The sequence below is a fragment of the Nocardioides sp. Root1257 genome (assembly GCF_001425175.1).
In the GTDB taxonomy this organism is placed as follows: Bacteria; Actinomycetota; Actinomycetes; order Propionibacteriales; family Nocardioidaceae; genus Nocardioides.
Map to the genome: position 1 here is coordinate 1199094 of NZ_LMDV01000008.1, position 13489 is coordinate 1212582.

The following is a 13489-nucleotide window of genomic DNA, read 5'->3' on the forward strand; positions in this document are numbered from 1 at the left end:
GTGGGCGCCGGCCACGGCCACAAGCTGCACTTCCACGGGCACTCGCCGATCCACCGGGTCCCGGCGCACCTGAAGCTGCTGACGCTGCTCGCGTTCATGATCGTCGTGGTCGCGACCCCCCGGGACTGGTACCCCGCCTTCGCGGTCTACCTCGCGGTCCTGGTCGGCGTCATCGCGGTCTCCCGCGTGCCCCCGACGTACCTGCTCAAGCGCACCGTCGTCGAGGTCCCGTTCGTCCTCTTCGCGGTGCTGCTGCCCTTCGTCGCCACCGGTCCGCAGACCGAGGTGCTCGGCGTCAGCGTCAGCCAGCACGGGCTCGAGGCCGGGATCGCGCTGCTGATCAAGGGCACGCTCGGCGTCCTGGCCAGCCTCACGCTGGCGGCGACGACCGAGCCCAACGAGCTGCTGCTCGGGCTGGAGCGGCTGCACCTGCCCCAGCAGCTGGTGCAGATCATGTCGTTCATGGTCCGCTACCTCGACGTCGTCACCGGCGAGATGCAGCGGATGCGGATCGCGCGCGAGTCCCGCGGCTTCACGGCGCGCAACCCGCGGCACTGGCCGGTGCTCGCGCGCTCGGCCGGGGCGCTCTTCATCCGCTCCTACGAGCGCGGCGAGCGCGTCCACCTCGCGATGCTGTCGCGCGGCTACACCGGAAAGATGCCCAGGTGACCACCCCATGAGCACTCCCGTCCTCGACGTCCGCGGCCTGGCCTACGCCTACCCCGACGGCCACCAGGCGCTCTTCGGCGTCGACCTGCACGTCCACCAGGGGGAACGGGTCGCGCTGCTCGGACCCAACGGCGCCGGCAAGACGACGTTGGTGCTCCACCTCAACGGCATCCACACCGCCGGTGCGGGCTCCGTCTCGGTGAGCGGCCTCCCGGTCGAGAAGGCGAACCTCACCGAGATCCGGCGCCGGGTCGGCATCGTCTTCCAGGACCCCGACGACCAGCTCTTCATGGGCACCGTGCGCGCCGACGTCGGGTTCGGGCCGGCCAACCTCGGCATCAAGGGCGCGGAGCTGGACCGCCGCGTCATGCGCGCCCTCGAGCAGGTCGGCATGGCGGAGTACGTCGACCGCCCGCCGCACCACCTCTCCTTCGGCCAGCGGCGCCGGGTCGCGGTCGCGACGGTGCTGGTCATGGAGCCGGAGATCCTGGTGCTCGACGAGCCGTCCTCGAACCTGGACCCCGCCTCCCGGCGCGAGCTCGCCGACATCCTGCGCTCGCTCGACGTCACGGTGCTGATGGTGACCCACGACCTGCCCTACGCCCTCGAGCTCTGCCCCCGCTCGGTGGTGCTCAGCGGCGGCACGGTGGTGGCCGACGGCTCGACGTACGACGTGCTCACCGACGACGCCCTGATGACGGCCCACCGGCTCGAGCTGCCCTTCGGGTTCGACCCGCGGACGGCGACGCCCCGACCCTGACCGGGCAGCGGTGCGGTTGATAGCCTCGCACTCGCAACCGTCGACGGAGGAGAAGAAGTGGGCAAGGACGAATCACTGTCCGCTCTCGAGGCTGAGATCGAGGAGACCAGGGAGCAGCTGGCGACCACGATCGACCAGCTCCTCTACCGGGCGCACCCCAAGACGATCGTGAGCCGCGAGGTCAGCAGCATCAAGGGCCACTTCGTCGACGCTCAGACCGGTCAGCCGCGCACCGACAACATCCTCAAGGTCGTCGGCGGAGTCGTCGGCGTCGTCGTCGTGTTCGCGATCATCCGCAAGGTCGTCAACTGAGCCGTGGGTGACCCGTTGTCCAGCAAGACCCCGATCAAGATGCTCCACGACCGGGTCCTCGTCGAGCTCGACCGGGAGGCCGGTGAGCGCCGGTCGTCCGGCGGCATCGTCATCCCCGCCACCGCCGCGATGGGCGCGCGCCGCCTCGCCTGGTCGAAGGTGGTCGCCGTCGGCCCGCACGCCCGCTCCGTCGAGGTCGGCGACCGGGTCCTCTTCGACGCCGACGACAAGTCCGAGGTCGAGGTCCACGGCGAGCTGTACGTCGTGATGCGCGAGCGGGACGTGCACGCCGTCGCCGCCGACCGGGTCGGCGACGAGGCCACGGGCCTCTACCTCTAGCTCTACCTGTTGGTCAGCGGACCTTGACGGTCAGCGGCTTGGAGGCCACGCCGTCGACCAGCACGCGGAACTTGTAGGTGCCGCGCTTGCCCAGTCGCGGGTAGGTCACCTTGGCGGCACCGTCGTCGATCTGCGCGGTCCGGGTCGCCGTCCAGGAGCCGGCCTTCAGCTGTTGGACCGTGACGACCTCGGCGTCGCTGGACGCGACCGTGATCCAGTCGGCCTGGGGAGCGGCGCCGCGCTTGACCGAGGCGCTGCCGGAGCGGAACCCGAGGACCTGGGCGAGGGCGGCGGGAGCGGCAGCGGCGGGAGCCGGAGCGGCCGGCGCCGGGTCAGCGGGAGCCGGAGCGGCGGCAGCGGGCGCGGCGTCGCCGCAGGCGACCTGACCCTGCCAGTGGTAGTTGGTGCCGCCGACCTGGACCCAGACCACGTCGTACGACGTGAGCCCGGCGGGCCACTGCGCGTGGTCGGCGTACGTGAAGACGGTGTGCCCGTCCCAGGTGCCGGTGTTGTCGTGGAAGTTCAGCGTGAGCTGGCCGCTCGGCGTCGCGAACCGGATGTTGACGTCGTTGGCCTGCCCGGCGGGGATGTTCGACGGGTAGTCGACCGTGAGGGCGTCGCACGACGGGGCGGCGTACTGCCAGTCCCAGCTCCACGGGACCAGCGCCGGGGTCGTCGCGACCGGCGCCGGGTCGGTGGCGGGAGCCGGGTCGGTGGCGGGAGCCGGGTCGGTGGCGGGAGCCGGGTCGGTGGCGGGAGCCGGGTCGGCAGGCGCGGGGTCGGCCGGGGCCGGCTCGGCCGGAGCCGGAACGGGTGCCGGAGTCGGGTCCGGAGCGGGTGCCGGGACCGGAGCAGGAGCCGGAGCCGGAGCGGGGGCCGGGGCCGCGCACGGAGCGACGTGGAAGACCTTGGTCTTCGTGTCGTTGCCCTTCGAGCCCCCGTTCGCGGTGGTGACCTTCACGTGGTAGCCCTGGGCGGCGTTGGCCGCGGGCTTGTCGAAGCTGAGGGTGTAGACCTGCGTCGCGTCGTGGTCGGTGCCGCCGCCGGCGGCGTCCTCGCCGATGAAGACGTGGGTCGAGCCGCTGACCCCGATGGTGACGTCGCTGTCCGCGCCCTGGCCGGCGAAGGAGACGTCCGAGTAGAGGGTGGAGCCGGCGTCGAAGCCGTACCACTGGACCTCGAAGGAGCACGAGAGCTTCGGGTCGTTGCTCTGGTCCTCGGGACCGCCGACCTCGCTCAGCTTGATGGTGCCGTTGTTGCCGCCCGGGCTGGCGGCGGCGACGGCCGGGGCCGCGCCGAGCGCGAGGACGGCCGGCACGAGAAGTGCGGCGGCGGTGACGAGGCGGGTACGCATCGAGGTTCTGCTCCTGGGTCCGAGACTGTGACAGGAAGAGGTTCACACGCCGAAATGCCTCCGTCGCCGGTTGTGGACGAGCCTTGGCCGAGCGGTGGACGAACCTTGCGGAGTCCTTGAGGAAAGCCCGGCGCCCCGGTCTGGGACGGGCCCGCCATAACCCCTCGTCGACCCACGACGTTGACCTGGCATGCGCGCCCTCCTGGTCCTCGCCCTCACGCTCGTGCTGCTCCCGCTGACCGGGCTGCCGGGCGCTCCGGGCGTCCCGGGTGACCTCGCCGAGGCCCGCCCGGCCGCGGCGCCGCGCTACCGGGCGGCCATCGCCTTCACCGAGCACGGGATCCCGCACGTCACGGCGCGCAGCTTCGGGTCGCTGGGCTTCGGGAGCGGGTACGCCGCCACCGAGGCGTCGGTGTGCACCCTGGCCGACACCCTCCTGACCGCGCGCGGCCAGCGCTCGCGCTGGCTCGGCCCGACCGGGCGCTACAACGACCAGGTCACCCTCGACGCGTCCAACCTCCAGGTGGACGCGTTCGTCACCGACCTGCGCCGGCGCAAGGTGGTCGAGCGGCTGCTCCGCGACCCCGTCGCCGGACCGGGTCGTCAGGCCCGCGCGATGGTCCGCGGCTACGTCGCGGGCGCCAACGAGTGGCTGCGCACCCACCGGGTCACCGACCCCGCCTGCCGTGGCGCGGCGTACCTGCGCGACGACGTGACCGTGATCGACCTCTGGTACGGCGTCTACCTGGCCAACCTGCTTGCCTCGTCGGGCGTCTTCGTCAAGGAGATCGTCGACGCCGCGCCGCCCAGCGCGGACGACCCCGGGCTGCCCGAGCTGCCGGTCGATGCCGCCGACGTCGACCGCGACGCGCTGCTCACGGCGCTCGGTCGTGACCCCGACGCACCGTTCGGCTCGAACGCCACTGCGATCGGCGGTTCCGCGTCGACGACGGGCAAGGGGATGCTGCTCGGCAACCCGCACTTCCCGTGGCGCGGCCGCTACCACTTCACCCAGCAGCACCTGACGATCCCGGGCCGCTACGACGTCGCCGGCGCCTCCCTGATCGGCTCGCCCGCGGTCAACATCGGGTGGAACAAGGACGTCGCCTGGAGCCACACCGTGTCGACGGCCTATCGCTTCACGCCGTACGAGTACAAGACGCCCGCGCCGGGCACGACGTACCTCACCGAGGGCGGCCCGCGGCAGCTGGTCAAGGACACGGTGAAGGTGCGGGTCCGCACGAAGGGCGGCCTGAAGACGGTCAGCGAGGATCTCTACCGGACGCCGCAGGGCTACGTCATCGACGCCCCCGCGATGCTGATGCCGTGGGGTCCGGCGAGCGTGTGGGCGATCCGCGACGCCAACGCCGAGCACCTGCGCACCGTCGACACCTTCCTCGCGATGGGCAAGGCGACCAGCGTCCGCGACCTGCTGCGCCGCCAGGACGCCGGGGCCGGGATGCCGTGGGTCAACACGACGGCTGCCGACCGGCACGGTGACGCGCTGTACGCCGACCACTCGGTGGTGCCCAACGTCCCCGACGACCTCGCGGCCCAATGCAAGACGCCGACCGGCGAGGTGCTCGACGCGGTCGCCGGCCTGCCGGGCCTCGACGGGACCTTCGCCGACGGCCGCTGCGCATGGCGGACCGACGCGGACGCCGAGCGGCCTGGCATCTTCGGGCCGGGCAACCTGCCCTCCGAGGTCCGCCGCGACTGGGTCATGAACGCGAACGACTCCTACTGGCTGCCCAACCCGGCGCAGCCGCTCGAGGGCTACGCCGGGATCATCGGCTGCGAGCGGTGCGAGCGCACGATGCGCACCCGGATGGTGTCCCACTACGTGCTGGACCGGCTCGCGTCCGGTCGCAAGGAGTCGCCGCGGACGCTGCGCGGCCACGAGTACGAGAACCGGGTCATGGCGGGTGAGGTGATGCGGCAGAACGGCGCGCTCGACACCCTCTGCGCCGCCACCGGTGAGACCGAGGCCTGCGCCGCGCTGCACCGGTGGGACGGCCACTCCGATGCCCGCTCGCGTGGCTACGCGCTCTTCGAGGAGCTCATCGCCCGCCTGCCCGACACCGGCGTCTGGCTCACGCCGTTCGACCCGGCGGACCCGCTGAACACCCCGCGCGACCTGAACGTCGCGAACCCGCAGCTCGTGCAGGCGATGTCGGACGCGATCGCCGCCCTGCGCTCGCGCAAGATCCCGTTCGACGCCCGCTGGGGCTCGCTCCAGGTCGCGGGCGACCGTGGGGCGAAGCCGTTCCCACTCGGCGGGGGCACCGGCGACGCCGCCGGCAACGCCAACGCCCTGGCGTCACGTTGGCCGCTGAGCAACCGCGGCCGCTACCGCCCGGTGACCTACGGCTCGTCGCACATCCAGGCCGTGTCGTTCCTCTCGCGCGGACGCCTCGACGCGCGCACGATCCTGACCTACGGGCAGTCGGAGAACCCGCGGTCGCCGTACGCCGCCGACCAGACGCGGCTCTTCTCGCAGGAGCGCTGGGTGCGCTTCCCGTGGACCCGGGCCCAGATCGCAGCCGACCTGGTGCGCCGGGTCGTGATCAGCGGGCGCTGAACTCCTCCGTGCCCTTGACCAGGCGCAGGCCCGTGAGTCCGCTGTGTGCCCGGGCGAACGCGAGCTCCTTGCCGAGGTCGCCGATGTTGTTCGAGGCGGGCAGCGGGGCCAGGCCGAGGGTGGAGAGCACGCCGATCGCCTTGCCGTCCTCGCTCAGGAACGCCGATCCGGAGTCGCCGGGCACGCCGGGGGAGACGGTGTAGAGCGGGTGCGACCAGCCGTCCGTGGCGGGGTCGTCGCCGAGGCTGACGCCGGTGTGCGGGGAGAGGACCTCGACGCCGCCGCGGAGGCTGGAGTTGCCGAACGTGTAGACCTGGTCGCCGGCGGCGGTACCGTCGGTATCGATGCCGGTCGGGCCGCCCCAGAACGGGATCGACGGGTTCACCTTCGCGATGTCGCGGGGCTTGACCTTCACCAGCGCGAGGTCGTTGTAGGCGCAGGTGCTGGCGTCGGTGGTGCCGAGGCGGCGCATGGTGCGCCACGACGAGTAGACGAGCCTGCCGGTCGCGAGCCGGGTGCCCTCGTCGGCGACGCTGCCCCCCTGGGTGAACGTGACCGGGGTGCCGAGCGGAAGGGACTTCGCCCGGCAGCCGTCGGTGTCGGTCGCCTCGCCGAGCCCGGCGCAGTGCGCGGCGTACCCGACGAAGACGTGACCGGCCTTGTCCCGGTAGACGAAGTTGGCGGTGCACTGGGCACCCTTCGTGTACATCATCGTGCCGGGGTGGATGGTCGCGGTGTCGGCCGGCGCCCAGCGTGGCGCCGCCGATGCGACTCCCGCGGGCGCGGTCGAGAGGCCGAGCGCGGCGATGGCCAGGGCAGCGAGCATCCGTTTCGACATGCCCAGCCAACGAGACCCCGCACGCGCGGGTTACGTCGCGCTCAGCGCAGCATGCCGTAGGCGTGGGTGGGGGAGACCCGGACGACGACCCGCCGGTCGCGCACCAGCGCGGCGCGGTAGTCGTCCCAGTCCTCGTGCTCGCCCGCGAGGGAGCGGTAGAGGGCGACCGACTCGTCGGCGGCCTCGTCGTGCGGGTCGGCGACGACCGCCGAGACGGTCACGTCGCCCTCGATGACGGCGTAGGACCAGAAGCTGTCGCCGTTGACGTGCAGGGCCGCCCAGGGCGTGCGCACGAGGTTGACGTACTTCGCCCGGTCGGCGGTCGTCGACACCCGGATCAGCCCGTCGTCGCCGACCCCGGCCAGCACGTTGGACAGCTGCGGGCGACCGTCCTGCTTGATCGTGGTGAGGATCGCCTGGCGGTTCGCGCGGATCGCGTCGACGGCCTGCTGGATCTCCATCTCAGGCTCCGAGCCGCCGCAGCACGGCGTACGCGACGCCGGAGGCGACGACCACCGCGACCGGGAGCGCGATCTGCGCGGCGGTCAGGTGCTGCTGGGGACCGTGTCCGCCGTCCGTCTGCGACACGAGGATGCCGCGCGTCGACTGGTGGGAGAGGACCGCGGCGTTGCTCTGGTGCGAGAGCACGGAGAGGCGGCTCATCGAGGAGCCGATGGAGAGGAACGACGCGTACGACCCGACGCTGCCCACCGACAGCGCGGATCCGACGGACCCGATGCTGAGCACCGAGCCGTCCGACCAGAGCGACAGCACGCTGTTGCGCGACTGGAACGAGAGCTTGCTCTGCATGCGACCAGCGTAGGACACACGAAGGGCCGGGAACGTGTGGTTCCCGGCCCTGCGAGGGTGGTACGGCATCAGGGACTCGAACCCCGAACCCGCTGATTAAGAGTCAGCTGCTCTGCCAATTGAGCTAATGCCGCGCGTGGTGAAGCGACGTGAACGATACCAGCGGGGGACCAGCGAGAAAAATCGAGGGGGCCGGCTCTCAGAGCGAGGCCAGCACGGCCTGCGCGGCGCTGTGCCCGCCGAGCCCCGAGACCGCGCCGCCGCGCCGCGACCCGGAGCCGCAGACGAGCACCGAGGCGACGTCGGTCTGCACGCCCCACTGCTGCGCCGGGGTGTCCAGGCGGGCGCGGTTGGGGGCCCACGGCCACTCCAGGTCGCCGTGGAAGATGTGCCCGCCCGGCATCGCCAGGTCGCGCTCGATGTCCTGCGGGATCTTGGCCTCCAGGCACGGCCGCCCCTCGGCGTCGGTCGCCAGGCACGACTCGATCGGGTCGGCGAGGTGCAGGTTGAGCGACTCGACGGCCCGGGCGACCGCGAGGCGCTTCGCCTCCTCGGGGTGGTGGTCGAAGAGTGCGGCCGGGGTGTGGACCCCGAAGTAGGTCAGCGTGTGCTGGCCTGGTGCGGCGTCGCCGAGGATCGACGGGTCGGTGAGCGAGTGGCAGTAGATCTCGCCCGGCAGCACGTAGGGGACCCGGCCGGCGGCCGCGTCGTCGTACGCCGCACCGAGCTGGCTGTAGTCCTCGCCGAGGTGCAGGGTGCCGGCGAAGGCGACCTTCGGGTCGACGCCGGAGCGCAGCCGGGGCAGGCGGTCGAGCAGCATGTTGATCTTGAGCTGCGAGCCGGCCGGCTTCGTGTCCTGCTCCTCGGGGCCGCCGAGCAGGATCCGCAGCACCCAGGGCGCGACGTTGGCGAGCACGTGCCGGGCGCTGACCCGGTGCGTGCCCGAGTCGTCGTCCCACGTGATCTCCGCGCCGTCGTCCGAGGCGTCGATCTTGCTGACCCCCGCGGACGTGATGATCTCGGCCCCGGCGGTCCGGGCCGCGCGCGCGAGCGCGTCCGTGACCGCGCCCATGCCGCCGACGGGCACCCGCCACTCGCCGGTGCCGTTGCCGATCAGGTGGTAGAGGAAGCAGCGGTTCTGCAGCAGGGACTCGTCGCGCATCGACGCGAACGTGCCGATCAGCGCGTCGGTGGCCACCACGCCGCGGACCGTGTCGTCGGCGAAGCGCGCCTCGATCGTCTCGCCCAGCGGCCGGGTCACCAGGTCGCGCCACACGTCCGGGTCGACCTGCTCCCGGATGTCCTTCTCGAGGGGGACGGGTCCGAGCAGCGTCGGGGCGACCACCTCGGCGAGGCCGGCCACGTCGGAGTAGAACCGCTGCCAGGCGGCGTACTCGTCGCTGCCGCCGGTGAGGTCGCGGAACGACTGCTCCGTGCGAGGGCCCTCCGGCCGCTCCACCAGCAGGCCCCCGGCCACGCCGTCGCGCAGCGTCGGGGTGTACGACGCCACCGAGCGCGACGCGAGGTCCAGCTCGAGGTCCAGGTCGGCGATCAGCTGCTGCGGCAGCAGCGAGACCAGGTAGGAGTAGCGCGAGAGCCGCGCCGGGTGACCCGAGAACGCGGGGGCGGAGATCGCCGCACCACCGGTGTGGTCCAGCCGCTCCAGCACCACCACCGAGAGGCCGGCGCGGGCCAGGTAGGCGGCGGCGACCAGGCCGTTGTGGCCGCCTCCGACCACGACGACGTCGTACGACGAGCGCTGCGATGTCATCCGCTCAACCTAGGGCACGTGCCCAGGACCGTTCCGCACGCATCGCCAGTCCCGCCTGCGACACCGCGTACCTACCGAGGGGTACCGACAGAAACCCGCAAGACTCATGCCAGACTGCTGGACTCGCGAGAGGATGAGCGTGCCGTGACCTGGGAGAGCGTGCGGCTCGGGAGGTGGGGAGTGGCACAGAAGTCCTCGCTCCTGCCTGCCGCGGGGATGCTCGCGCTGACGGCGATCTTCGGGACGCTCGCGCTGTACGGCGCGCCCGAGGGTGGCGACGCCATCGGGATCTGGCCGGTCGCGCTCGCGTCGTCGACGCTGCTCGTCTCGAGGCGTCCACCCACGACGGTGGTGCTCGTCCTGGTCTTCGCGATCGCGTTCGGGACCATCTGGACCGAACGTCCGGCGGACGTCTCGCTCGGGCTCGCGCTCGGCATCACCGCCGAGACCTGGGTGGTGTGGTGGATCCTGACGCAGGGCACCCGGGCCCGGCCGTCGCTCTTCACCAACCTCGACCTGGCGCGCTACATCAGCTCGGCCACGATCGGGCACTTCGTCGTCGCGGTCGCCGGGGTCATCACCAGCTACGCCACCGGCTGGGGCAACCCGTGGCTGCTCGGCCTGGCCGTCGGCACGTCGAGCCTGGCCTCGCAGCTCTCGGTGACGCCGTTCTTCTGCCGGCTCCGCCCGCACCGCGGCCTGGCGCAGGCGTTCGAGCGGTCGGCGCAGTGGGCGCTGATCCTGACGGTGACGCCGGTCGTCTTCCTGCTGAACGACTTCCCCGCGATGGTCTTCATGATCATGCCGGTGCTCGCGTGGGGGGCGCTGCGCAGCGGCGCCTACGAGTCGATCGCCCAGCTCTTCGTGACGCTCGGCTTCGCCATCGCCCTGACCACCCGTGGCGAGGGACCCTTCGCCAACGTCCACGAGCGCTACGGGCTGCCGCCGGACGTGCAGGGCATCCTGCTCTCGGTCTTCATCATCGACTGCGCCCTGGTGGTCGTCCCGTTCGTGCTCAGCGTGGGCGAGCAGCTGGAGAACGCGCGCCAGGTCGCCGCGGAGCGCGACCGGGTGCAGAGCATCGTCAACGGGACCACCGGTGTCGCGATCATCGGCTCCGACTCGATGGCCCGCATCACGCTCTTCAACCCGGGCGCGGAGCGGCTCCTGGGCTACGCCGCCGAGGAGGTGCTCGGCCAGAGCTCCCGCATGCTGCACTCGGACGCGGGGATCGCCGAGAAGGCGGCAGAGCTCGGGCTGGAGCCCGACTTCACGACCGTCGCCGCCGCCCTCATCGGCCGGGGTCCGAGCGACATGAAGTTCATCCGCAAGGACGGCGAGGAGCGCAGCCACTCCATGTCGCTCAACCGCATCACCGACGACCGCGGCGAGGTGATCGGCTACGTCAGCACGTCCGAGGACATCACCGAGCGGGTCGAGGCCGAGAACCGGCTGGTCGAGGCCCTCGAGACCGAGCGGCAGGCGGTCGAGCGGCTCCGGGAGGTCGACCGCGTCAAGGACGCGTTCGTCTCCAGCGTCAGCCACGAGCTGCGTACGCCGATCACCAGCATCCTCGGCTACACCGAGATGCTCGAGGACGGCGCCTACGGCCGGCTCGAGGAGGAGCAGCTCGACGCGATCCGGCGGGTCGGGGCGAACAGCTCACGACTGCTGTCGCTCATCGACGACCTGCTGACGCTCTCGCGGATCCAGGACGGCGGGCTCGGGATGGTCGACCGGGTGGTCGACCTGCGCAAGGTCATCGCCGCCGGGTGCGCGGTCGTCGCCCCGTCGCTGGAGCGGCGCGCGCTGCAGCTCGACGTGGAGCTCCCCGAGGAGCCGGTCCCGTTCCTCGGCGACCGCGACATGCTCGAGCGGGTGGTGATCAACCTGGTCGGCAACGCCGTGAAGTTCACGCCGGAGGCGGGGCACGTCGCCGTCCGGCTGGAGGTCGGTCGGGACGAGGTGGTGATCGAGGTGGCCGACACCGGCATCGGCATCCCGAAGCACGAGCAGGCGCAGCTCTTCACCCGCTTCTTCCGGTCCTCGCTGGCCCAGGAGGGTGCGATCCCCGGCAGCGGTCTGGGGCTCTCGATCGCGCACGCGATCGTCGAGCAGCACGGCGGGTCGATGTCCGTCGACTCCGAGCAGGGGGAGGGCACGACGTTCCGCGTCCACCTGCCGGTGCTCGCGCCCGCGGGCTGACCTCAGAGCGGCTTCTCGAACCACGCCTCGGCGTACGGGTTGTCGTTGTAGCGCTCGATCGGGTGGTAGCCGGCCCGGCCGTACATCTCGATCGCCTCGGTGAGCGTGCCGTTGGTGTCCAGCACGACCCGGTCGTGCCCGAGGCGTACGGCGAGTGCCTCCAGCTCACGCAGCATCCGCGACCCGAGCCCGGCGCCGCGCCAGTCCTCGTGGACCCACATCCGCTTGATCTCGCCCGTCCCCGGACCGATCTCGCGGACCCCGCCGTACGCGACGGGGCGGCCGTCGCTGGTGGCCAGCAGGAAGGTGCCCGCATGGTCGGGCTCGCCGGGGTCGAAGCCGCGCGGGAAGCGGCGGTCGAGCTCGGCGAAGTAGCGGCCCGCCGCGTCGATGGCCGCCGGGTCGGTCGGTGCCACCTCGCGCAGCCGGATGGTGGCGGCGCGCACCAGCAGGTCGGCGGTGGCGAGGGCGTCGACGAGCCGCCCGCGCTGGCGTTCGGTCAGTGGCGCGACCAGCTCCCGGGCGAGGGCCTCCGAGCGGTCGTCGAGCTCGCGCCAGGAGTCGAGACCGGCGTCCGTCAGCGTCGTGACCCGGCGTCGCCCGTCGGTCGGGTCCGCCGTCACCTCGACGAGGCCCTCCTCACCGAGGCGCCGCAGCAGACGGGTCAGGTAGCCGGAGTCCAGCCCCAGCCGGTCGCGCAGCTCCCGGACCCCGGCGCCGGCCGGGCCGATCTCGAACAGCAGGCGGGACACCCCGAGCGGGCGTCCGGTGCCGAGGAACGACTCGTCGAGCGCCCCGATCCGTTGCGTGTACGTGCGGTTGAACCGGCGCAGGGTGTCGATGTCGCCAGACGTCATCCTCTGACCATAGTCAGAGGATTGGCCCGCGTCGAGCGGCCATGCGACTACGTCGGCAGGGCGAGCAGCCACTCGGCGATCAGGTCTCCCGAGACGTCCGCCCTGTAGATGCTGTCGTGGTCGGCGCCCGGGACGATCTCGGTCGTCGTCGGGTGCCCTCCGTCCTCCAGCGCCTGCGCGAACTGCGTGGTGAAGTCCACCGGCACGGTGTCGTCGTCCTCGCCGTGCAGGAGGAGCGCCGGCAGGTCCGGGCGCAGCGCCGCCTGGTCGACCGGGTTCGCCGCCTGCCAGGTCTCGGGATCGTCGTCGGGACTGCTGCCGAGGAGCTCCTGGGCGATGTCGGGTACGCGGCTGATGTCGTACGGACCGCTGAGCCCGACCAGGGCGTCCGGGGCGACCGGCGGTGAGTCGCACGTCGGTGTGTAGTCGTCAGCCGCCAGCGCAGCCAGGGCGGCGAGCTGCGCGCCCGACGAGTGCCCGAGCACCGTCACGGGGCCGGGCCGGTAGCCGCGGGCCCGCACCTGGTCGACGGCGACCGCGACCGCGCAGAGGACGTCCTCCACGGGGACGGGGTAGACCACGTCGTCCACCGCCGCCTGGATCGTGGTGGGCGCAGCAACGACGCCCGCCGCCGCGAGGTGGGCGGCGAGCCCGGCGAACCCGGCCGGATCGGCCGTGACCCACGATCCGCCCGGCACCATCACCACCAGTGGCGCCGGCCCCTTCGTGGCGGGCAGGTAGACGTCCTCGGTCTGCCCCGGGGAGTACTCGATGCTGAAGGACGCCTCGGCCGAGGCAGTGGCCGGGTCCGAGGTCGGGTGGGCCGCCTTGCCGCACGCCGTGGTGGCGACCGCCAGGACGACGACGACGACGGTGACGCCGCCGGAGCGGGACCACGCACCCAGGCCGAGCATCGGACACCACCTCCCGTGGCATCAGAGCACGGGGCGGGCCGACCCGGTAGGGGCGTAGGTCCCGGTTGCGACGACGCCG

Annotated in this window: 13 protein-coding genes and 1 tRNA gene; 6 read left to right on the forward strand and 8 right to left on the reverse strand. The window is 72.3% G+C overall.

Annotated elements, in window-relative coordinates:
* Genes cbiQ through ASC77_RS13875 form a run of 4 tightly spaced genes read left to right on the forward strand, consistent with a single transcriptional unit; the run spans nucleotide 1 to nucleotide 2080 of the window.
* On the forward strand, nucleotides 1-669 hold the full coding sequence (cbiQ, locus tag ASC77_RS13860; protein WP_056153654.1) for a cobalt ECF transporter T component CbiQ: 669 nt from the start codon (nucleotides 1-3) through the stop codon (nucleotides 667-669).
* A gap of 7 nt (nucleotides 670-676) precedes the next feature.
* Entirely contained in the window at nucleotides 677-1429 is a 753-nt protein-coding gene (locus ASC77_RS13865) for an energy-coupling factor ABC transporter ATP-binding protein (RefSeq protein WP_056153658.1), read from the forward strand.
* Between the two features lie 57 nt (nucleotides 1430-1486).
* Entirely contained in the window at nucleotides 1487-1741 is a 255-nt protein-coding gene (locus tag ASC77_RS13870; protein WP_056153661.1) for a DUF3618 domain-containing protein, read from the forward strand.
* 39 nt (nucleotides 1742-1780) lie between these two features.
* Nucleotides 1781-2080, forward strand: a complete 300-nt coding sequence (locus ASC77_RS13875) for a GroES family chaperonin (protein WP_056154171.1) — start codon at nucleotides 1781-1783, stop codon at nucleotides 2078-2080.
* Nucleotides 2081-2093: 13 nt separating this feature from the next.
* Here the strand turns inward: ASC77_RS13875 and ASC77_RS27000 are convergent, their stop codons facing one another.
* A complete protein-coding gene (locus tag ASC77_RS27000; RefSeq protein WP_056153664.1) occupies nucleotides 2094-3434 on the reverse strand; it encodes a hypothetical protein in 1341 nt (446 codons plus the stop codon).
* A 190-nt stretch (nucleotides 3435-3624) separates the two neighbouring features.
* On the opposite strand from ASC77_RS27000, the gene ASC77_RS13885 reads away from it, so the two are divergent.
* Nucleotides 3625-6015 (forward strand): penicillin acylase family protein, encoded by a 2391-nt coding sequence (locus ASC77_RS13885; RefSeq protein ID WP_056153667.1) that lies wholly within the window; start codon nucleotides 3625-3627, stop codon nucleotides 6013-6015.
* Here the strand turns inward: ASC77_RS13885 and ASC77_RS13890 are convergent.
* The 5 genes from ASC77_RS13890 to ASC77_RS13910 form a co-directional block, all read right to left on the reverse strand.
* Entirely contained in the window at nucleotides 6002-6853 is an 852-nt protein-coding gene (locus ASC77_RS13890; protein WP_056153668.1) for a trypsin-like peptidase domain-containing protein, read from the reverse strand. The genes ASC77_RS13885 and ASC77_RS13890 overlap by 14 nt on opposite strands.
* A 41-nt stretch (nucleotides 6854-6894) precedes the next feature.
* Nucleotides 6895-7314, reverse strand: coding sequence for a PPOX class F420-dependent oxidoreductase (locus ASC77_RS13895; protein ID WP_056153673.1), 420 nt, complete (start codon nucleotides 7312-7314; stop codon nucleotides 6895-6897).
* A 1-nt stretch (nucleotide 7315) separates the two neighbouring features.
* A complete protein-coding gene (locus tag ASC77_RS13900; RefSeq protein ID WP_082574691.1) occupies nucleotides 7316-7663 on the reverse strand; it encodes a hypothetical protein in 348 nt (115 codons plus the stop codon).
* A gap of 58 nt (nucleotides 7664-7721) precedes the next feature.
* Nucleotides 7722-7797, reverse strand: a tRNA-Lys gene (locus tag ASC77_RS13905).
* 65 nt (nucleotides 7798-7862) lie between these two features.
* Nucleotides 7863-9434 (reverse strand): phytoene desaturase family protein, encoded by a 1572-nt coding sequence (locus ASC77_RS13910; protein ID WP_056153675.1) that lies wholly within the window; start codon nucleotides 9432-9434, stop codon nucleotides 7863-7865.
* Between the two features lie 144 nt (nucleotides 9435-9578).
* Here ASC77_RS13910 and ASC77_RS13915 point away from each other — a divergent pair, with 144 nt between their 5' ends.
* Nucleotides 9579-11639 (forward strand): ATP-binding protein, encoded by a 2061-nt coding sequence (locus ASC77_RS13915; RefSeq protein WP_156391073.1) that lies wholly within the window; start codon nucleotides 9579-9581, stop codon nucleotides 11637-11639.
* Nucleotides 11640-11641: 2 nt separating this feature from the next.
* Here ASC77_RS13915 and ASC77_RS13920 read toward each other — a convergent pair whose 3' ends face one another.
* Together ASC77_RS13920 and ASC77_RS13925 are read right to left on the reverse strand one after the other, a co-directional pair.
* Nucleotides 11642-12496, reverse strand: coding sequence for a helix-turn-helix domain-containing GNAT family N-acetyltransferase (locus ASC77_RS13920; protein ID WP_056153680.1), 855 nt, complete (start codon nucleotides 12494-12496; stop codon nucleotides 11642-11644).
* 47 nt (nucleotides 12497-12543) lie between these two features.
* On the reverse strand, nucleotides 12544-13410 hold the full coding sequence (locus ASC77_RS13925; RefSeq protein WP_056153683.1) for an alpha/beta hydrolase family protein: 867 nt from the start codon (nucleotides 13408-13410) through the stop codon (nucleotides 12544-12546).
* Nucleotides 13411-13489: the final 79 nt, after the last annotated feature.